Annotated in this window: 20 protein-coding genes and 1 other RNA gene; 4 read left to right on the forward strand and 17 right to left on the reverse strand. The window is 43.7% G+C overall.

Annotated features, from left to right (window positions below; translation table 11 throughout):
- Positions 1–177 precede the first annotated feature (177 nt).
- Positions 178–574: a transfer-messenger RNA gene (gene ssrA / locus DW173_RS02615) on the reverse strand.
- A 184-nt stretch (positions 575–758) separates the two neighbouring features.
- On the opposite strand from ssrA, the gene DW173_RS02620 reads away from it, so the two are divergent.
- Positions 759–1,940, forward strand: a complete 1,182-nt coding sequence (locus tag DW173_RS02620; protein ID WP_087322639.1) for a lactonase family protein — start codon at positions 759–761, stop codon at positions 1,938–1,940.
- A gap of 43 nt (positions 1,941–1,983) precedes the next feature.
- Here the strand turns inward: DW173_RS02620 and DW173_RS02625 are convergent, their stop codons facing one another.
- From DW173_RS02625 to DW173_RS02660, 8 genes are all read right to left on the reverse strand, one after another.
- Complete coding sequence (locus DW173_RS02625) at positions 1,984–2,625, reverse strand: M23 family metallopeptidase (RefSeq protein ID WP_087322615.1); 642 nt, start codon at positions 2,623–2,625, stop codon at positions 1,984–1,986.
- A 28-nt stretch (positions 2,626–2,653) separates the two neighbouring features.
- Positions 2,654–3,319, reverse strand: a complete 666-nt coding sequence (locus DW173_RS02630; RefSeq protein WP_049703270.1) for a B3/4 domain-containing protein — start codon at positions 3,317–3,319, stop codon at positions 2,654–2,656.
- Positions 3,320–3,369: 50 nt separating this feature from the next.
- Entirely contained in the window at positions 3,370–4,182 is an 813-nt protein-coding gene (pgeF, locus tag DW173_RS02635; protein ID WP_087322622.1) for a peptidoglycan editing factor PgeF, read from the reverse strand.
- Positions 4,179–5,333 carry a GTPase ObgE gene (obgE, locus tag DW173_RS02640; RefSeq protein WP_120143656.1) on the reverse strand — a complete coding sequence of 385 codons (1,155 nt, stop codon included), beginning with the start codon at positions 5,331–5,333 and terminating at the stop codon, positions 4,179–4,181. The genes pgeF and obgE overlap by 4 nt, the downstream gene beginning before the upstream one ends.
- An 88-nt stretch (positions 5,334–5,421) precedes the next feature.
- Positions 5,422–5,991: an adenylate kinase gene (locus DW173_RS02645; RefSeq protein ID WP_004301902.1), complete on the reverse strand. Its 570-nt coding sequence runs from the start codon at positions 5,989–5,991 to the stop codon at positions 5,422–5,424.
- Positions 5,992–6,050: 59 nt separating this feature from the next.
- The gene (hpt, locus tag DW173_RS02650) at positions 6,051–6,587 is read right to left on the reverse strand and encodes a hypoxanthine phosphoribosyltransferase (protein WP_004308350.1); all 537 of its coding nucleotides are present in this window, start codon (positions 6,585–6,587) and stop codon (positions 6,051–6,053) included.
- Between the two features lie 40 nt (positions 6,588–6,627).
- Positions 6,628–8,172, reverse strand: coding sequence for a peptide MFS transporter (locus DW173_RS02655; protein ID WP_004325025.1), 1,545 nt, complete (start codon positions 8,170–8,172; stop codon positions 6,628–6,630).
- Positions 8,173–8,366: 194 nt separating this feature from the next.
- Positions 8,367–8,591, reverse strand: a complete 225-nt coding sequence (locus DW173_RS02660) for a winged helix-turn-helix domain-containing protein (protein WP_004301899.1) — start codon at positions 8,589–8,591, stop codon at positions 8,367–8,369.
- Positions 8,592–9,325: 734 nt separating this feature from the next.
- Between DW173_RS02660 and DW173_RS02665 the strand changes: the two genes are divergently transcribed.
- The 3 genes from DW173_RS02665 (at position 9,326) to DW173_RS02675 (ending at position 12,299) form a co-directional block, all read left to right on the forward strand.
- A complete protein-coding gene (locus DW173_RS02665; protein ID WP_120143658.1) occupies positions 9,326–10,837 on the forward strand; it encodes an NAD(P)H-hydrate dehydratase in 1,512 nt (503 codons plus the stop codon).
- Between the two features lie 73 nt (positions 10,838–10,910).
- Positions 10,911–11,978, forward strand: coding sequence for a DUF4831 family protein (locus tag DW173_RS02670; RefSeq protein WP_120143659.1), 1,068 nt, complete (start codon positions 10,911–10,913; stop codon positions 11,976–11,978).
- A gap of 36 nt (positions 11,979–12,014) precedes the next feature.
- A complete protein-coding gene (locus DW173_RS02675; protein ID WP_004301893.1) occupies positions 12,015–12,299 on the forward strand; it encodes a hypothetical protein in 285 nt (94 codons plus the stop codon).
- Positions 12,300–12,317: 18 nt separating this feature from the next.
- On the opposite strand, the gene DW173_RS02680 is transcribed toward DW173_RS02675, so the two are convergent.
- The 8 genes from DW173_RS02680 to DW173_RS02715 form a co-directional block, all read right to left on the reverse strand.
- Complete coding sequence (locus DW173_RS02680) at positions 12,318–12,668, reverse strand: PqqD family protein (protein ID WP_004301892.1); 351 nt, start codon at positions 12,666–12,668, stop codon at positions 12,318–12,320.
- A gap of 97 nt (positions 12,669–12,765) precedes the next feature.
- Complete coding sequence (locus DW173_RS02685; RefSeq protein ID WP_004309797.1) at positions 12,766–14,154, reverse strand: MFS transporter; 1,389 nt, start codon at positions 14,152–14,154, stop codon at positions 12,766–12,768.
- Positions 14,155–14,403: 249 nt separating this feature from the next.
- Complete coding sequence (secG, locus tag DW173_RS02690) at positions 14,404–14,799, reverse strand: preprotein translocase subunit SecG (protein ID WP_008020992.1); 396 nt, start codon at positions 14,797–14,799, stop codon at positions 14,404–14,406.
- Positions 14,800–14,805: 6 nt separating this feature from the next.
- On the reverse strand, positions 14,806–15,579 hold the full coding sequence (locus DW173_RS02695; RefSeq protein WP_120143661.1) for a tetratricopeptide repeat protein: 774 nt from the start codon (positions 15,577–15,579) through the stop codon (positions 14,806–14,808).
- 5 nt (positions 15,580–15,584) lie between these two features.
- On the reverse strand, positions 15,585–16,112 hold the full coding sequence (gene lptE, locus DW173_RS02700) for an LptE family protein (RefSeq protein WP_004301888.1): 528 nt from the start codon (positions 16,110–16,112) through the stop codon (positions 15,585–15,587).
- Positions 16,099–17,340, reverse strand: coding sequence for a sigma-54 interaction domain-containing protein (locus tag DW173_RS02705; RefSeq protein ID WP_004325022.1), 1,242 nt, complete (start codon positions 17,338–17,340; stop codon positions 16,099–16,101). The genes lptE and DW173_RS02705 overlap by 14 nt, the downstream gene beginning before the upstream one ends.
- Positions 17,341–17,349: 9 nt before the next feature.
- Positions 17,350–18,444 carry a 4-hydroxythreonine-4-phosphate dehydrogenase PdxA gene (pdxA, locus tag DW173_RS02710; RefSeq protein WP_004315824.1) on the reverse strand — a complete coding sequence of 365 codons (1,095 nt, stop codon included), beginning with the start codon at positions 18,442–18,444 and terminating at the stop codon, positions 17,350–17,352.
- Between the two features lie 4 nt (positions 18,445–18,448).
- The gene (locus DW173_RS02715; RefSeq protein ID WP_004309802.1) at positions 18,449–19,489 is read right to left on the reverse strand and encodes a DUF4837 family protein; all 1,041 of its coding nucleotides are present in this window, start codon (positions 19,487–19,489) and stop codon (positions 18,449–18,451) included.
- Between the last annotated feature and the right edge of the window lie 8 nt (positions 19,490–19,497).

Here is a 19,497-nt window from a genome sequence, read left to right on the forward strand (position 1 = left end):
TCACTTTAAAGAAAGCTACAAATAGTTACCCCCAAGAAATTTCGGGTGAGCCGCATTGACGAACAGATGAATATCACAGAAAATAGAAATATTAAATAAAACAAAAACACCCCGCTTTACATTATTAGGATGTAAAGCGGGGTGCAAATCTCATAAAACACTAGAAATCAGCATTTAAAGTGGAGCTGCGGGGGATCGAACCCCGGTCCAAACGAGGAAATCATAAGCTTTCTACATGCTTATCTTTGCCTAAATTTTCGTGCAGGAACAGAACCAAAGCCATCAATTCCTGCCTTATCCTCTAAAGTTTCATCAAAAGTGCGAGGCCGCCTTTGACTATCCCCGATGTAACTGCACCACTGAACCGGAATGCTTCGGAGCAACAGCTTCCGAGTGATGTCTCGTCCTGGCACCTAGTGCCTGGATTAAGCTAATCTACTGTGATTCGATTAAGCAGCAAGAGCGTAATTAGTTTCGCCAGATAAAATTTTGATAACTGATATTTAAGTGGAAATTACCGACCCACTGCATGCTTACCTACCATTTCTGCCCGCTGTCAAATCCAGTCAACCCCAAATTTTTATTCGCACAGAATAGCGATTGTTTTAGAACGCTTTCCAAGAGTGCAAAGATAGGAAATGTTTTCTAATTTACGAGAAGACGTTAGCAAATATTATATCAAAGTACTATCTTTACGGAGCTATTTTATATTTAAGATGAAAAAGCATCATGAAAAATCAACCAATAATAAGCTACTTATGATTAAGACATATCTATCTAAAACATCTATATTCAAAGCATTTGCCGCTGTTTGCATATTCGGAATCAGTATCAGTGGCTGTACTTCTAAAAAAAAAACTCCTATGGAAACAACCGATACAACGGAAAACGAACTAACCATGTTGGTGGGTACTTACACATCAGGAACCAGTAAAGGGATATATAGCTACCGCTTCAACGAAGAAGACGGGACAGCTACTCCGTTAAGTGAAACGGAAGTTGAAAATCCTTCTTATCTTGTTCCATCTGCCGACGGAAAATTCGTCTATGCAGTCAGTGAATTCAATAATACGCAAGCTGCCGCCAATGCATTTGCCTTCAATAAAGAAAAAGGTACTTTGCAACTATTAAATTCACAGCAAACGGGAGGTGAAGATCCCTGTTATATCATCGCCAGTGGAAATAATGTGATAACCGCCAACTACAGCGGTGGTAGCATCTCCGTTTTCCCTATCGCAAAAGATGGCTCGCTCCTACCCACTTCCGATATTATACAATTCAAAGGTACGGGAGTAAACAAGGAACGACAAGAGAAACCGCATCTGCATTGCGTCCGTATCACTCCGGATGGTAAATACTTGTTTGCCGATGACTTGGGTACAGATCAAATACATAAGTTTATCATTAACCCAGCTGCAAATGTAGAGAATAAAGAAGCATTTCTGAAAGAAGGATCGCCTGCTGCCTTTAAAGTGAAAGCCGGTTCAGGTCCCCGCCATCTGACTTTCTCGCCAAACGGTCATTACGCCTATCTGATTAATGAGTTATCGGGCACAGTAATCGCTTTTGAATACAAAGACGGAGATTTAAAAGAGATCCAGACAATCGCTGCCGATACGGTAAACGCACAAGGAAGCGCCGATATTCATATCAGCCCGGATGGAAAATTCCTGTATGCCAGCAATCGTTTGAAAGCAGATGGTATTGCCATATTCAGTATTCACCCGGATAACGGAATGTTGGCGAAAGCAGGCTATCAACTAACAGGGATTCATCCACGTAATTTCATCATTACGCCTAATGGTAAATACTTGTTGGTTGCTTGCAGAGACAGTAATATAATACAAGTTTATGAAAGAGACATAAACACAGGACTGTTAACAGACATACAGCAAGATATTAAAGTAGACAAACCTGTCTGCATAAAATTTGTGCCATAATTTGTCATAATCCCCTGGCTATTCATCAACTACTGATAGCCCTTTACTTTTTATTTTGAGCAATCCGATTGTCAGGAATTTGAGTCTTCACAACGATTTTACTCCCGTTCTTGGTACACTTGATACATTCTTTCCGCAATGTTCTCTCTTTTAAGTCAAAAATGAGATTCGGATTAAAATGTTGCCCGTTAATACGGGTTTCGAAGTGTACATGTTCGGTAGTGGCACGACCGGTACGTCCTGTCAGCCCGATAGGTTGTCCGGCTTTTACAACATCACCAGTTTTAACCAGATTCTTGAAATTGTGGCTATAAAGTGTTTCCAATCCGTTAGCGTGGCGAATTACAACGATATTTCCGTAGGCATAATAGGGTTTCGACATACGCACCACTCCATCAAAAGCAGCACGAATCGTATCTTTTGCACAGGTCTTAATGTCTGTTCCCGAATGTCCTCCGCGAGTTCCATAGGCAGAGATTACTTTTCCTCCGGGTAATGGAAAAGCATATTCGTGGTCTTTCAGAGAATCCAAATGCAGATAGATATGATTGCTTTTATCAAATAATCCGGGAGTAGCTACCCGTACATCAGCCATTTCGCGGGCAGAGAAGGAGGATTTATCCTGCCCGTCGGCAGTCAGTGGCAATAATAATAAAACTGTCAGTAAGATAAGTATGTTTTTCATGTCTTTTTTCTTAGAGCACTCATTCTAATTATTCGAAGAATACGATTTCGCCTCCATCCGATTCTGTATAGTTTCTTAATAAGGTCTGTATCATTTCAACAGCTTCTTGCAAACCTTCTTTTCCGTTATAACCGTTGACTATGGCTAGGATATGAGTAGTTTCGAGGTCCATCTTCGTACGTTCATGGTCGCTTGTCGGGGTTCCGATTCCGCCGAAAGAATCACGATATACAGGTAATCCTTCGATATTCAATACCCCGCGTCCGATACCTTCAAACGGTTCTCCTGCTTTGCCGATACCGAGTTCAAGATGCGTACCTTGTATTTTGTCCGCGTCAAAACCACCGATCGAATGTCCCGTACGAAGAGACACAAGGTTGATAAGGTCTACCAACGTATCAATCTGATATAAAGGAATTCCACGCATCAGGCGGCGGCGTAGAGCTTCGGCTGACGGGCGGTAACGTCCGGGGTCTTTGCCACAACGTTTATAAGCCTCACGGGTAGCAAAGATAACGGGTTGATGTTTGATGTCTTCCATCTGTGTTGTGGAAGTCAGTTGCTTGGTAAAAGCGTCGATTTCCTGCCAAAGCCCTTCGCTGTAAGCTGTATTTTTCACAACAGCATACACAGCGGCTCCGGCAAAAACCGGACATGCGTCTTTTATTTCTTTAGATACTTTTATTTCAAACATAACTTATCATAAACCAATCATCAGCGTCCTGCAATAACGGACACCAATTATTACTTTCTAATCATTATTCCCGACAATGTACGACCGGAATCTATTCCCAGTCTACGTGCGGAGAAGAATTCATCATGATGAATATAGGTACAGATTCCAGCCACTTCTATCTGCTCTGCAGGCACTCTGCGATTCAGTAATTCAATCCGGTTGGCTTCCCACAAATCAATATGATATTTGCCTGTCTCCTTCTTCTTCATAGAAATAAGAGACATATCGAAACCGCTTTCTTCAAAAGCATCATACACTTCATCGCCTACTTCAAATGATTCGAGCGAAATGCTCGGCCCGATGCAAGCTATTACATCTTCGCCTTGCGTCCCGAACTTTTGAGTCATGTTGTCCATCACATGACTGACAATATGCTTCACCGTTCCCTTCCATCCGGCATGAACGGCAGCCACAACGTGTTGTTTTTTGTCGTACAGCAATACAGGAACACAATCCGCTGTCGTGACACAAACGCAATATCCCGGCACATTCGTTATCAAAGCATCCATTCCTCGCAGAAGTAGCCGTCTCCTTTCCAATGATTCTTTAAAAAATGATTCATTGATAATCAGACTGGCGCAACCATGACTCTGTTCAGGAATAAATAATTCCTTTATCTGATGATTCATGCACTGAAACAACCAGTTCTGATTGCGATTGACGTTCACACATGAGTCGTTGGTATAAGGCGAACAGTTGAAAGAGCCGTAAGCTCCGGTGCTTATACCTCCGTGACGTGTAGTTACGAAATGAGCTACTTCGGGATATGCATCTAATGACTTATATCCCTTCAACTCGTTATGTTTTGTAAGAGAAATCATTCTTCTTCCCAATCTTCTTCGTACTCATAATCGATATCATCGTCGCCATCTTCCTCATATTCATAAACGATGTCTTCATCTTCGCCCATGTCTTTGAGTTCCTGTTGCAGACGGGTCACGTCTTTCGGACGGTGAACGATGTCCTCTATTTTATTGCTTTCCTTGTTCAGTTCTTCCCAAAGGATGTCTTTCAACACCGAGATACCCAAACCGGAAACAGAAGATATGAATACATGTGGAATGCCTTCCGGCAATGTAGGTTCAATCTCGTCCATCAACTCCTGATCGAGCATATCACTCTTGGTGACAGCCAACACACGTTGCTTGTCCAACATTTCAGGATTGAAGGTACGCAGTTCGTTCAGCAAGACTTCATATTCTTTACGAATGTCGTCGCTGTCTGCCGGAACCATAAACAGCAGTAATGAATTACGCTCGATATGACGCAAGAAACGCAGTCCCAAACCTTTCCCCTGGCTAGCACCTTCGATAATACCCGGTATGTCCGCCATCACAAAGGATTTTCCACCGTGATAGGAAACGATACCCAAGTTGGGCTCGAGCGTAGTAAACGGATAATCGGCAATTTTCGGTTTGGCAGCCGAAATGGAAGAAAGCAAAGTTGACTTTCCCGCATTCGGGAAACCTACCAGACCGACATCGGCAAGCAGTTTCAGCTCCATGATAACGGTCATTTCCTGCATCGGCTCTCCCGGCTGCGCAAAACGCGGAGCCTGACGGGTGGCCGTCTTGAAATGCCAGTTACCCTGACCGCCGCGACCGCCTTTGAGCAAAATCACTTCCTGTCCGTCTTCTGTTACGTCACAAAGATACTCCCCTGTCTCGGCATTATAAACTACCGTTCCGCAGGGTACTTCTATTATTTTATCCGCACCGTCTTTTCCGAAACTACGTCCTTTGCTCCCCGATTCACCATGACCGGCCATTGCGTGACGGTCATACTTCAAGTGCAGCAATGTCCAGTAATTACGGTTACCGCGCAAGATGATATGACCTCCTCTTCCACCATCGCCCCCGTCGGGACCTCCGTTAGGACAATATTTCTCGCGCCTCATGTGCGTAGAGCCTCTTCCGCCCTTGCCCGAGCGACAGTATATCTTTACGTAATCAACAAAATTCGATTCAGCCATATTTTTTAAAAAGTTAAAGTAGTCAGTAGTTAGAGCAGTTAATTAGAACACTCCGGCTACTGACTTATTTATTTATAATATTGTATTATTACAATTTATCTACTGCTTCGCAGATTTCAGCGAAGATACCTTCCATAGTACCCAAGCCGTTGATGTGTTGGTATTTCTTTTCGTTCTTGTACCAGTCGATCAGTGGAGCAGTCTGTGAATGATATACATGCAGACGTTTCTTGATTGTTTCTTCGTTATCATCAGCACGACCGGAATCCTTGCCACGTTTAATAAGACGTACCATCAGTTCTTCTTCCGGAACATCCAAATCAACCATTACAGAAACGTCCTGTCCTCTTTCTGCCAACATTTTCTTTAATGCTTCTGCCTGTGCAATTGTTCTTGGGAAACCGTCGAAAATTACCCCTTTGCTATCTTTGAAGCTGTCGAATACGCTTGCCAGAATATCAATCATTAATTCATCAGGAATCAATTGACCTTGGTCGATGTAACCTTTAGCTGTTTTACCCAGTTCTGTGCCATTCTTGATTTCAGCACGCAATACATCTCCTGTCGAGATGTGATTGATTCCATACTTTTCTACGATACGTTCGCTCTGTGTTCCTTTTCCTGAACCCGGAGCACCGAAAATTACGATGTTCAACATTTTGTTATTTACAATTTAACGATTTACTATTTACCATTTAAACTGGTACCTATTTAATATTAATCTACTACTGTATAAATATCGGGATAATTACGTCCGAAACCATCATAATCCAGCCCGTAACCTACGATAAAGTCGTTCGGGATTTCCATCGCTACATATTCAATGTTGAGGTTTACCTTGAGCTTTTCAGGTTTCACCAACAGAGAAGCGATATGAATAGCTTCGGGATTGCGTGTACCTAATGTTTCGAGCAGTCGCTGCATCGTCAGTCCTGTGTCTACGATATCTTCTACGATCACAATGGTACGTCCGGCAATGTCTTCATTCAGGCCGATTACCTCTTTAATCACTCCGGTGGAAGTGATGCCCTGATAAGACGCCAACTTCACAAATGAGATTTCACAAGGGATGGTGATGTGCTTCAGTAAATCAGCGGTAAACATGAACGAACCGTTCAACACACTAAGGAAAAGCGGATTCTTACCTGCTAAATCGCGGTTAATTTCGTTCGCTACGCGAATCACTTCTTTCTGAATTTCTTGTTCCTTAATAGAAACGGTAAACAATTTGTCTTTTATCTGAATGGTATCCATAACCGGTAATTTAAAAATAACCTTGCAAAAATACGATTTTTTATTCTACCCCGTGCATCATCTTCTGTAATTTCTTCGAGAGAAGGAACAGAATCAACGAAGCAACACCGGACATTACGACGAATACCATAAAGAAATCATACATGGTAGCAATCTGATAACCAAAGATTGACTTCACTTTTCCGGCTTCCGGATAGAGCCCGCTCAACATTCCCGCAAATTTATTGGCTGTGGCAGTAGACAGATACCAGATTCCCATCATCAGGGAGGCGAAACGCAGCGGACTCAACTTGTTTACCATTGAAAGTCCGATAGGCGACAAAGCTATTTCACCCATGGTATGAATAAAGTAAAGTCCTGTCAGCCAAATCATGCTCACTTTCACTCCGGGAACTGCATCTTTCACTCCGAAACAGATGAAAAGATAACCTAAAGAAAGGAGTAACAAACCAATCGCTTGTTTGGTAGGAGAAGCGGGTTCCATCTTTCGTTTGTTCAGGAAACCCCATACACCCGGCATGATATATGCCAGAACAACTACAAACAAGGGATTAAAAGATTGAAACCATGAAGCCGGCATTTCCCAACCGAAAATGTCACGATTCGTCTGTTCGGACGCAAAGAGAGTTAAAGAAGCTCCCGCCTGTTCGTAGGCTGCCCAGAAGAAGATGACAAAGAAGGCTACTATATAGATAACGAAAATACGGCTGCGTTCTATTTTGGTCAATGAACCGTCTAAGAGGATCAGAACAGGGAAAACAATGCAGGCGGTAAAAATGCCAATACTCACCCAATCGCCTTCAAATGCATAGTTAAAGAAGGCTATTAAAGCAATGGTAAGAATTGTGATTACAAGGGTATTACGTACTTTGGTACGTTTGTCCATCTTCGGGTGTGAGATATGGTCGGCCTTGTCTTCTTTCTTTTCACGTTTAGCATCGGGGATAATACCAATCGGTTCTCCGGAAGGAGAAAAAAGATATTTATTCTTTTGAGTCTCGAAAAGAACAACGGTGAACAGTGTCATGATTCCGGCTGCAAGAAATCCCCATTTAAAGTCATGCGGATCACCGGTATCACCCAGATAACCACAAATCAAAGGAGCAGCAAAAGAGCCTACATTCACTCCCATATAAAAAATGGTGTATGCAGCATCCAGCCGCCTGTCTCCGGGTTCGTAGAGCTGACCTACCAGAGAAGAGACAGTGGGTTTGAAGCAACCATTGCCCAAGATCAGGAAGCCTAGTCCGCCATACATCATCCAGTGGGCAAGGTTTGTATTATCTAAAGTGGAGGCACTCATAAACATCAGGAATTGTCCGACTGCCATCATCACCGCTCCCCAAAACACGGAACGACGGATTCCCCAATATTTATCGGCAATGTATCCGCCAATCAACGGGGTTAAATAAACTAGTCCGGTATAGCTGCCGTAGATGGATGCTGCCGCTTCTTTGTCAAACAATAATGCCTGCGTCAGGAAAAGAATAAAGATCGCACGCATACCGTAGTAACTGAAACGTTCTGCCGTGCTTGTCGCGAAAATCAGATAAAGGCCTTTCGGATGCCCTTTCAATGCACTCATGAATTTATGTGTTTAGTAGTTTATGGAGTGCAAAGGTACAGAAAAAGTAGATTAGATGCTTCTCTTATCAAACAGAATAATAGGGGGAATAGTAAAAACGAGCATAAAAAAATCCTACTGATCCACTTCATTACTTTTTTAGCAGTGTAAATAATAAAGTGGAGATCCATCTTAAATGTAGGTTAGCTACCACCTTAGCCAAAAGTAAATTCGACATTTTCGATACTGGCAAAAAGCATTCCTTCTCTTTTCCTCAAAAAGATTTTGTCTTCTCGGGCCAGCCAACCAATAGCAAGAGCTACGTCTTCAAACGTCAAACTTAATTCACGGCACAAATCGAACATTGAAAGTTCACCTTTTTCATTTAAGATGCGCCATACTTTCCCGGCATTCAAGCCAATTTTTGTCTTTTCCATCATGCAAACTTTAGAAGATTAAACAATCCGTTATTTAGATTTTAATTCATTTTCATTGTGAGCACTGGAAAATGATGTGATGCACATTATCTATCTCCAAAGATAACATTTTTATCGGAAACGGCAAATAATCAAAGGCTTAATAAGGGGAACCGCATTAAAAATTTGTTTAAGAAGGTATGGAGATGAAGGAAACCGTAACCACACATGAGGTATATAGCTTAATACTGCCTAATGTCGGCACTATACGACAATTTTGAAGTTGAGTTATTAATAGACAACTGAAGTCAGCTATTTAGTCAACTGCAGTTGACCATGTAGCCGACAGTAGTCATCTAAGTAGCCAACTACAGTTGGCTAATATCATGCCAACTATTTCAATCCGGTCTTCAATCATATTCGTTCTCCTATGTCTTGCCATATTGAAGAAACACCTAAGCTTTTGCTTTGACCGGGCTTCTTTCTTAAGGGTGTGAACAGTGTGAAAGATGTGAAGAATTAAAAAGAGAACCTTAAATCACAACAAACATCTGTCACACTACAACTTACGTGTCCGTGAAACTTGTGAAAGGTACAAAATGATTATTTTTAATAAATCAAACCACCACGAGTTTGATTCATTTCCCTGCCCCCAACAAGTCATCTCCTTATGATTAACAAGTTTTCTTCCCACAACAAACGGGAAAAGTCAGAAGAATCATGTACATTTGTAATCCGAAAACTAAAAGAACATCGCAATGAAAATATTTCCAAGCAGCAGTATCAAGAAATTGGACGCTTATACCATTGAGAACGAACCTATTGCATCAATCGATCTGATGGAACGTGCAGCAACCGTATTAACAAAAGCCATCACAGACAGATGGAATACGGAAACGCCGGTCACTATCTTTGCCGGACCGGGGAATAATGGCGGAGACGCTCTCGCCGTAGCCCGCATGATGGCTGAAAAAGGATATAAAATCGAGGTATTTCTCTTCAACACGAAAGGAGAACTTTCACCCGACTGCCAGACCAATAAAGAACTGGTAGAAATGATGGAAGAAGTAAAATTCCACGAGATCAGTACCCAATTCGTACCTCCCGCCCTGACGCCCGACCATCTGGTAATCGACGGATTATTCGGTTCAGGCCTGAACAAACCGTTGAGCGGCGGATTCGCTGCCGTAGTGAAATACATCAATTCCTCCCCTGCCATGGTAGTAGCCATCGACATCCCTTCCGGACTGATGGGAGAAGAAAATACATTCAACGTAAAAGCTAATATTATCCGTGCCGACGTAACTTTCAGTCTGCAACTGCCGAAGCTCGCCTTTCTTTTCGCAGAAAACACAGAATTTGTCGGAGAATGGGAATTGTTGGATATCCAATTGAGCGAAGACGGTATTGAAGAGATGGAAACGAACTACGAAATGTTGGAAATAGAGCAAATCCGTTCACTCATCAAGCCACGCAAACAGTTTGCCCACAAGGGAAACTTCGGTCATGCACTATTGATTGCCGGTTCAAAAGGAATGGCAGGAGCCTCTGTTCTCGCTGCCCGTGCCTGCCTCCGTTCGGGAGTAGGGTTGCTGACTGTTCATGCACCAATGTGCAACAACGACATCTTGCAGACCTCCATACCCGAAGCAATCGTAGAAACCGACATCAACGAAACCTGTTTTGCCGTACCTACCGACACGGACGACTATCAAGCAGTCGGCATCGGTCCGGGACTGGGACGAAACGAGGAAACGGAAGCTGCCTTATTGGAGCAACTGGAACATTGCCAGACTCCTGTTGTAGTGGATGCCGACGCACTTAATATCCTTGCCAACCACCGCCATACCCTTACCCACCTGCCGAAGGGTTCCATCCTCACCCCGCATCCGAAAGAACTGGAACGTCTGACCGGCAAATGCCAAGACTCTTACGAACGTCTGATGAAGGCTTGCGAATTGGCTCGTGCCGCCCATGTTCACATTATTTTAAAAGGAGCCTATTCCGCCATTATCACCCCAGAAGGTAAATGTTTCTTCAACCCAACCGGAAATCCGGGAATGGCAACCGGAGGTAGCGGTGACGTACTGACCGGAGTAATCCTGGCACTGCTTGCCCAAGGTTATCCCACCGAAGAAGCCGCTAAAATCGGCACTTACATTCACGGATTGGCGGGCGATGTCGCTCAAAAGAAGCAAGGAATGATCGGAATGATCGCAAGCGATATTATCACCTGTCTGCCGACAGCATGGCGACTTGTAAGCGAATAAAAGTTAAGAACTTACAGTTTTTTCAATAACTTCATTAACTTTGTTTTCAAAACCAGTTAAAAAAGAACCGAATATGAAAAAGTTAATTATAGCAGCAGGACTACTTATGACAACGTCCGCCTATGCACAAACCGAAGTACTGACAGGGGTTACCCGAGGAAAAGACTATGGAGTGGTTTACAGTCTTCCCAAAACCCAAATAGAACTTGAAATAAAAGCCAACAAAGTCAACTATACTCCGGGAGAATTCAGCAAATATGCTGATCGTTACCTGCGACTGACCAACGTCTCCGCCGACCCTGAAGAGTACTGGGAACTGGCTAGCGTAAAAGTGAAATCCGTAGGTGTGCCCAACAGCGAAACTACGTATTTCGTAAAATTGAAGGATAAGACAGTAGCACCGCTCATGGAACTGACAGAGGATGGCATTGTGAAAACGATCAATGTTCCTTACAGCAATAGCAGTGTAGGCAAAAAAACTGCTCCCGCTCCCGCAGTCCTCCAAAAGAAAGCGAATCCTCGCGAATTCCTGACCGAAGAGATTCTGATGGCTAGTTCTACCGCCAAGATGGCCGAGCTGGTGGCTAAAGAAATCTATAACATCCGCGAAAGCAAAAATGCCTTATTGCGCGGACAGGCTGACAATATGCCTTCAGACGGGGCACAGCTTAAAATTATGCTCGACAATCTGAATGCACAGGAAGAAGCCATGACACAAATGTTCTCCGGCACCTGCAACAAAGAAGAGAGAACATTCACTGTCCGCCTTACCCCTGACAAGGAATTCAACAATGAAGTTGCTTTCCGCTTCTCGAAGAAGTTAGGTGTAGTTGCCAACAATGATTTGGCAGGAACTCCGTTTTATATCAGTCTGAAAGACCTGAAATCGGTCAAGATGCCACAGGAAGATGGTAAGAAGAAGAAAGATTTAGATGGAATCGCCTACAACGTACCCGGACAAGCTATGGTTACACTGACCGACGGTAAAAAGAAACTTTACGAAGGTGAGCTTCCTATTACTCAATTCGGTGTGATAGAATATCTGGCTCCGGTTTTGTTCAATAAGAATTCTACCATCAAAGTTTATTTTGATCCGAATACGGGAGGATTGCTCAAAGTGGACAGAGAAGAAGGGAAATAGAAAAACAAGGAAGTGAACTTCTAAAAAACAAAGAATATGGTTGGTGAAGGACATGCATTCGACATGATACGCCGAATAAAAGAGGGACGGGAAGCTTCCCGCCTACGTCGTGAACGTGCTAACGATAAGTTGAAGCATCTAAACCGTGCAAACGAACCTTATCCACTACCCAACACCACCCCCGAAGAAATGGAACGTATCATCCACGACTCGGAGAAAAAGAAAGAGAAAGACAGCAATTATTTTGTTTGGGGAACGCTTATTATCATGGGAGTCCTGATAGCAATTGCCGTCATACTTTGGGCTGTATTTATCAAATAAATAATAATAAGTTCCTATTTATGCGACTGGTATCACCAGTTTTATAAATCCATCTTTCTGCATTTGAGAAAGATAAGCCGATACACGCGACTCGTAGCCCTCTTCATTTTGAAAGTGGTCTGCGAGTTTTTCTATAATCTCACGAACATTGCGTTTTCCATCTATCAGTTCCCATACAGCCGTACCGTGTTCTTCCAATTTCACATGAAGTTCTTTCGACATTCCTTTCGGCACAAGGAAGCGTTGCATCCACGGATATTTAAAACGGGGAAAGGAGAGCACAATTGTCTCCCCTTCCCTTTCTGCTGTAATATGTTCACTGCGACAGGGAATGACCTCTAACAGGTTGATTTTCTCTTTGGCAGCCATACTTCTTATTTTTTATTTCAGAGTATTCATACTGATACCCTTTTGTTTACACCTTGATACAAAATTCCTTTGTTACTTTAGGTATTGAATTTCCTAGTTACTTTTGGATATTCGCCTCTTCCAGACCGTATCCCTTCTTCTTGTTCTCTGCCTTCAACATCAAAGCCACAATCAGAGCAAGCACACCAAAGAGAGCAAAAATAGCCATCGGCAACGTGTAGTCATAAGTCTGTGCACCGTCTACTACCGGACCTTTACAATAAGTATTCAACACCCATCCGATCAACAAAGGAACACCCATCAATCCCCAGTTCTGTACCCAGAAAATCAATGCGTATGCGGTACCCAACTGTTTTTCCGGAATAATCTTCGGAACAGACGGCCACATAGCTGAAGGCACCAACGAGAAGGCAAATCCCAATATAATCATGATGATAGTAGCAAACCACCATATATTCAGTATAGGCAGAGCGAACATCGTATGCACAAAAATAAGCATCACTGATCCGATTATCATCAACGTAGCTCCCTTACCGATACGGTCATAAAGCGAGCCGAACAACGGAGTCAGGATAATCGCACCAATCGGCAACAATCCGGGAATCGTTCCCGCCAACTTCGGATCTACATTATACTTCTGCACCATCAAGTCGGCAGCATACTTGATAAAGGGGAATACAGCCGAGTAGAACAATACACATAGTAATGCAATCAACCAGAATCCTTTATTGGTAATGATATACACAATATCTTTCATACGGAACGGCTCTTCCGGCTCCAATCCCTCTGCATCCAAAGAAGCATCCAACTTCTTATCATAGAAAGTATAAAGGAAGAAAGCAATCGTACCCACGCACAACATAATCAGACAAAACAGAATAGGAGCAGGAATATTGGTATGGAATGTGCCACTCTCATCCGTAGATCCGAAAAAGTCGGCCAAAGGAACCGTAAGCACCATTGCCAGAGTTGTTCCGATACGTGCCGTAGCCATTTCAAGTCCCATAGCCAATGCCATTTCCTTACCCTTGAACCATTTTACGATAATCTTGGAAACTGTGATACCGGCAATTTCCACACCTACACCGAAGATAGCATACCCCAATGCGGCCAGGGTTACCTGTGTTTTGAATCCAAAGAGCATGGCACCTTCCGGAAAAGTAGTAGAAATCGCATAGTATTTCAATCCACAACCAAACACCATCAATAAGCAAGCCCCCATTCCGGTGAAACGAACTCCCATCTTATCCAAAATGATACCACCGAAGATCAGCATCAACAGGAATACATTAAACCACCCGTAAGCGCTTGTGAAGAAACCATAATCCAGACTGTCCCATAGTAGTTCTTTCTCAAGCATGGGTTTTAGAGGAGACATTACGTCGGTGAGGAAATAGCCGCATAGCATAGTAAATGCGACCAATGCTAGAACACTCCATCGGAGTACGGCGGAGTCATTCAATTTCTGTTTCAAATGTTCTGTCATTGTTATATTTAAAAATAGTAGTTAATAATCTTCATACGACCAACAAAGGTAGTTAAATCTCGTTTGTTTCTATCAAAAAGAGATTGTTTTTACAAGAAAAAGTTAAGTGCGGATTACACTGACCACGCGGAAGATTGAAAATCCGTGTAATCTGCGTAATCCGCACTTAAATATCAAAGAAATGCAGCATCCGTCTGCACCTTCCCATTAATGGTTTTACCCCAAAGTCTTACCTGACGACAGAGTGAATTACTCTGCTGCAGGAGCAGGAGTTTCAGCAGCCGGTGCCGGAGTTTCTGTAGCAGGTGCATTGGTAGCAGGAGCTTCAGTTTGCGGCGCAGCCGTACCTGCGGGTAAGTTATACGGGTTAGTCTGTTGTTCTTTCTGTGCCTGTTCCAACACTGCGTCTTTAGCAACAGCAGAGCGAGGAACTACATAAGCAGTAGCAATGCTCATTACCACCATGAAGATAGCTAAGCCCCATGTTGCTTTTTCCAGAAAATCTGTAGTCTTGCGCACGCCCATGATGGCGTTAGATGAAGAGAAACCAGAAGCAAGTCCGCCTCCTTTTGAGTTCTGAATCAGCACGATGAAACACATCAACAAGGCTGCAATAACCATTAAGATAACGAATAATAAGTACATTTTTAGTTATTTTGAATTAGCGTTAATAATCAATTTCTCCAAAAATCTGATTTGGTCTGCAAAGTAAGCATTTTTTTTTGGATATTTCAAGCTTAATTTTTTAATTATTTCAAGAGCTTTTGAATATCGTTGCTGTTTAACATAGATTTTTGCCAAAGTTTCCGTAAAACAGCTGTCATCTTCCTCTTCTTCCTTCATCGTTTCTTCTTCGGTAGGTTCGTCCGAAGAGGTTGGCGAAGATGGCATTTCTTCTCTTAAAGGTTTCTTGCAGAGGGGAGAGTCGCTCTCGCTCTTTTCTATAAAGTCGTCAATCAGTTCGTAGCCTTTGAGTTTGGGCGTTTCTTCGGCCGGCTGTTCCGTGGCCGGAGTCTCCTCCAAAAGATAAGAGGTGTAATCCATCGAATAGTCGAAGCTGGTGCGGGCAGTCACCTCTTCGGGTACTGTAGACAAGAAAGCGTCGATCAATGCTAATGTGCGGTCTACGGACGGTTCGTCTTTCAGCACCTCCGTGAGAGGTACTCCCTTTTTCCGTGCCTGCACATCATAGCGGTCACCTTCAATCAACCGGAACAACTGCCGTCTGTCTGCAATGTAAAGAACTGCTTTCCGCAGTTCTCCACCAAAACTAATATCATGGAGAATATACAGATTCTTCAGATACAGCAGACGAAGTGACTGAAAATACGGATACCTCGCAAGAAGATTGCGCAGTTCGTACAAAGTATCCCTATTCAGCGTCTCGGGATGCTGAATCCATTGTTGAAAGTTAACAGAAGTCATTTATATTACCAGTTTGCTACAGTTGCATTAAAAATTTGGTCGGTGATCTCTTTAGACATTTCAGCAATCAATCCGTCCTGTACAGCAGTCAACAACTGGGTAGAGTCGTAGGTACGGAACGCAGAAAACTGTTGTTCAAAGTCTTCGGCATGATTGGTGTTGTTGACAAAACGTACATTGACGGTGATAGTCAACTTCGTCTCCGAAGAATAACCGTCGGCAGATACTGCCTGGTTGTACTGATTGTACCCTGTGATTTCTCCGTCAATCTGCAAGTCGGCATTTTGACTCGGCTTGAGCAGTTGCAGACGGGTCTGCCGGATGAAGATATCTTTCAGGTCCTCATTGAATTTGGTTGCCAACGGAGCATATACATACTCCGACTTGATCGGGAAGTCGGCTATCGAAATGGTCTTTACCTTATCATAATTGATAGACGATCCGTTAAACTTATAGGAAACAGTGCACGCAATGACTACCAACGGCAAGCCGAACAGTAACAAAGGGCGTATTATTTTCTTAATCCAATTCATATTCTTTTATTTTTCTATAGAGTGTACGCTCGGAAATATTCAAGTCCTTGGCCGCACTCTTCCGCTTTCCATGATGCCTCTCAAGTGCTTTGCGTATCATTTCTTTCTCCACTTCGTCCAGTGACAAAGGAGATTCTTCTACATATTCTTCCGTGTCTTGTATGTCATCGTCATCCTTGCAAACCGTGGGCTGCATGGTGTGAATGATAGCAGGTACCGAAGGTTGATGCGCCGTCACTACCGGAGTAGTAACCACCGTTCCCATTTGTCCTACCTGCCCCACCTGTCCGGCACGTTCCGCCATCAGGTTGTGCACCATCTTCTTCAGCTCCGCCACTTCCTGGCGCATATCGAACAGAACAGAATAAAGAATCTCCCGTTCGCTCTCAAAGCCTTTACTCTCACGCGTTCCCATCAGCGCGGGAAGACGTTGCGTATTTTGTGCAGGAAGATAATTCTGCAAGATAGCAGCAGAGATCTCCCTATTGGTTTCAATGATAGATATTTGCTCGGTGATGTTCTTCAACTGACGCACGTTTCCGGGCCACGGGTAAGCTAACAACTCTTTCTTCGCATCCTCCGTCAACTGAATAGCAGGCATCCGGTATTTCTCTGCAAAGTCTGCGGAAAACTTACGGAACAACAGGAGTACATCGTCACCACGTTCACGCAAAGGCGGTATTTGGATAGGCACCGTATTCAACCGGTAATATAAATCTTCACGGAAACGTCCTTCTGCAATCGCTTGTGTCAGATTGACGTTGGTAGCTGCCACCACACGCACATCCGTTTTTTGTACTTTGGACGAACCTACTTTCATAAACTCGCCACTCTCCAGTACACGGAGCAAACGTGCCTGGGTAGACATCGGCAACTCCCCTACTTCATCAAGAAAAATAGTACCACCGTCAGCTTCGCCAAAGTACCCTTTCCGTTCGCCAATCGCACCGGTAAACGCACCTTTCTCATGTCCGAACAGTTCGGAATCAATCGTACCCTCCGGAATAGCGCCACAGTTGACAGCAATATACTGCCCGTGCTTCCTCCGGCTATATTGATGAATAATCTGCGGAAAACTTTCTTTTCCGACTCCACTTTCTCCGGTAATCAGCACAGACAAATCGGTAGGAGCTACCTGAATGGCAACATCTATGGCGCGCGACAATGCTTCAGTATTTCCAATAATACCGAAACGCTGTTTCACTTGTTGTATCTCTGCTCTCGTCATCACTCGTTTTTAATCTTCGTCTACTGTATCCAGCTTCAGTTTATCACTATCGTCACGTTTCTCGTAATACTGTTTACGCAACGGATTGGCACGAGCCACTTTTTCCCGCTGACGATTACGGAACACGTCGATGGCAACATAGATTGCCTGACGGAAAGAATCTTCACAAGCCACTCCCTTACCTGCAATATCGTATGCCGTTCCATGAGCCGGAGAAGTACGTACTACCGGCAGTCCTGCCGTATAGTTCACCCCGTCTTCCATAGCCAAGGCCTTAAACGGAGCCAGCCCTTGATCGTGATACATCGCCAGGATACCGTCAAAATGAGTATAATTGCCCGAACCCATAAAGCCGTCGGCCGCATAAGGACCGTAGCAAAGGATTCCTTTTTCTTCCATTTCTTTCATGGCAGGGATAATCACTTCCTGCTCTTCCATTCCCAACAAACCACCGTCTCCGGCATGAGGATTGAGAGAGAGCACCGCAATACGCGGAGCGCCGATACCGAAATCCTGTTTCAGGCAACGATGGAATATCATCAGTTTCTCCTGAATCAGTTCTTTGGTAATCGTAGTCGCGATCTCTCTGACAGGGATATGTGTCGTCACCAAAGCCACCCGGAAGTCATTCTTCATCAAAATCATCAATGACTTATCACCATTGCCCAGACGTTCTTCGATATATTCCGTATGCCCGGGGAAGGAGAACTCTTCCGACTGAATCGTATGTTTGTTGATCGGAGCTGTTACGATAACGTCTATCAACCCTTCGCGATATTCTTCGATGGCACGTTCCAAAGCCCCCAGCGCAGCTTTACCGGCTTCGGGGTCGGGTTTGGAAAATTCCACTTTCACCTCATCATCCGTACAGTTCACCACGCTCAAACGGTTGTACCCCGCTTCGGTAGCAGAGTTGACAATGCTAAAATTGGCCTGTATATCCAGCGCTTTGCGATGATAAGCCGCTACTTTCGGTGAGCCATAAATGATCGGAGTACATAGTTCCAACATTGTAGGGTCGGAAAATGTCTTAAGAATCACCTCATAGCCCACCCCGTTAATATCTCCTTGGGTGATACCTATCCTTATCTTGTTATCTTCCATGTTTTTATTTATTAGTTTGTTCCGCTTCCTTAGATGCTTCTCCCAATGGAATCTGCTTCTGCTGAACTTCATTCGGAAGTTTCAGTGTATACAGAGATGCTTCCATCTGGCGTACCAGGTTGCGTTTCATTTTATCAGGTGAATAAACAAATATTTCTGCTGTAATAATTCGTTGGTTTTTCTCGTCCAGACGAGTATGAGATACATACGGACCACCCATAAAGTCGCCCTTCATACGCCACAGGCCACGTGCTTCCATTGTGTAGCTGTTCTGTACATTGATCGGACGGACATCGGTCAGCAAACTATCGGTCGACATATAAACGCCCTCCTTGAATCCGGGAATATTGGCTTTCATCACGGAGTCACGTTTGTGCACAAAATATTCTTTGGTAAACGTATCCTTGTCAGTGTACGGATAAGAGTACATCACAAAGTTACGGTCGGCAGTACCTGTGTTGGTAGAAGCCCAGAAGAAATCATCCCCGGTCTTTGAATTTGCCAGTTCGGCATCCACCCAGATGTCGCATCCGAACAAACTGTCCACTTTCTGCGAAATGAAATTACTGTGCTTCCCTTCCAGAAACGTAATCTGACGGTTCATTTCCGCACGGGTAAAGAAGTCGACAATCGTCTTTTTGTTCTCTTCCACAAACTTCTCAAACTCTTCTTCGTTCGGAGCCTGGATAGTCAATATCATCTGCGGATTGGCATACACGTCCTTCGCATATTTGAACGAGGCTTTCGTATATATATCCTGTATATCTACAATAATAATGTTACGTATCAACTTCAGCGTAGAATCATAATCTTTCGGCGAAGTATACATAATCCGGAAAGAAGGTTCCGACTGCGGCAAACCGGGCATATCAGCATCGAGCGCATCATGTAAAGCCCTTCCGGCAGCACGATCCCAAACACCGTGATCTACTACAACCAAAAGCTCGTAAGCACGACCACTAGAGGTGTGATTTCCTTTCAGACCACAAGATGCAACGACAAAGGCTACCAAAGCGATGCATAAAATAAAAGAGTACTTTTTCATGATGTTCG

The sequence above is a fragment of the Bacteroides sp. AM16-13 genome (assembly GCF_003602705.1).
GTDB classification, from domain to species: domain Bacteria; phylum Bacteroidota; class Bacteroidia; order Bacteroidales; family Bacteroidaceae; genus Bacteroides; species Bacteroides xylanisolvens.

Bases quoted from the DNA above. Each gene is read 5' to 3' on its own strand.
- DW173_RS02620 (WP_087322639.1), top strand. From the start codon at position 759: ATGATTAAGACATATCTATCTAAAACATCTATATTCAAAGCATTTGCC.
- DW173_RS02625 (WP_087322615.1), bottom strand. From the start codon at position 2,625: ATGAAAAACATACTTATCTTACTGACAGTTTTATTATTATTGCCACTG.
- DW173_RS02630 (WP_049703270.1), bottom strand. From the start codon at position 3,319: ATGTTTGAAATAAAAGTATCTAAAGAAATAAAAGACGCATGTCCGGTT.
- pgeF (WP_087322622.1), bottom strand. From the start codon at position 4,182: ATGATTTCTCTTACAAAACATAACGAGTTGAAGGGATATAAGTCATTA.
- obgE (WP_120143656.1), bottom strand. From the start codon at position 5,333: ATGGCTGAATCGAATTTTGTTGATTACGTAAAGATATACTGTCGCTCG.
- DW173_RS02645 (WP_004301902.1), bottom strand. From the start codon at position 5,991: ATGTTGAACATCGTAATTTTCGGTGCTCCGGGTTCAGGAAAAGGAACA.
- hpt (WP_004308350.1), bottom strand. From the start codon at position 6,587: ATGGATACCATTCAGATAAAAGACAAATTGTTTACCGTTTCTATTAAG.
- DW173_RS02655 (WP_004325025.1), bottom strand. From the start codon at position 8,172: ATGAGTGCATTGAAAGGGCATCCGAAAGGCCTTTATCTGATTTTCGCG.
- DW173_RS02660 (WP_004301899.1), bottom strand. From the start codon at position 8,591: ATGATGGAAAAGACAAAAATTGGCTTGAATGCCGGGAAAGTATGGCGC.
- DW173_RS02665 (WP_120143658.1), top strand. From the start codon at position 9,326: ATGAAAATATTTCCAAGCAGCAGTATCAAGAAATTGGACGCTTATACC.
- DW173_RS02670 (WP_120143659.1), top strand. From the start codon at position 10,911: ATGAAAAAGTTAATTATAGCAGCAGGACTACTTATGACAACGTCCGCC.
- DW173_RS02675 (WP_004301893.1), top strand. From the start codon at position 12,015: ATGGTTGGTGAAGGACATGCATTCGACATGATACGCCGAATAAAAGAG.
- DW173_RS02680 (WP_004301892.1), bottom strand. From the start codon at position 12,668: ATGGCTGCCAAAGAGAAAATCAACCTGTTAGAGGTCATTCCCTGTCGC.
- DW173_RS02685 (WP_004309797.1), bottom strand. From the start codon at position 14,154: ATGACAGAACATTTGAAACAGAAATTGAATGACTCCGCCGTACTCCGA.
- secG (WP_008020992.1), bottom strand. From the start codon at position 14,799: ATGTACTTATTATTCGTTATCTTAATGGTTATTGCAGCCTTGTTGATG.
- DW173_RS02695 (WP_120143661.1), bottom strand. From the start codon at position 15,579: ATGACTTCTGTTAACTTTCAACAATGGATTCAGCATCCCGAGACGCTG.
- lptE (WP_004301888.1), bottom strand. From the start codon at position 16,112: ATGAATTGGATTAAGAAAATAATACGCCCTTTGTTACTGTTCGGCTTG.
- DW173_RS02705 (WP_004325022.1), bottom strand. From the start codon at position 17,340: ATGACGAGAGCAGAGATACAACAAGTGAAACAGCGTTTCGGTATTATT.
- pdxA (WP_004315824.1), bottom strand. From the start codon at position 18,444: ATGGAAGATAACAAGATAAGGATAGGTATCACCCAAGGAGATATTAAC.
- DW173_RS02715 (WP_004309802.1), bottom strand. From the start codon at position 19,489: ATGAAAAAGTACTCTTTTATTTTATGCATCGCTTTGGTAGCCTTTGTC.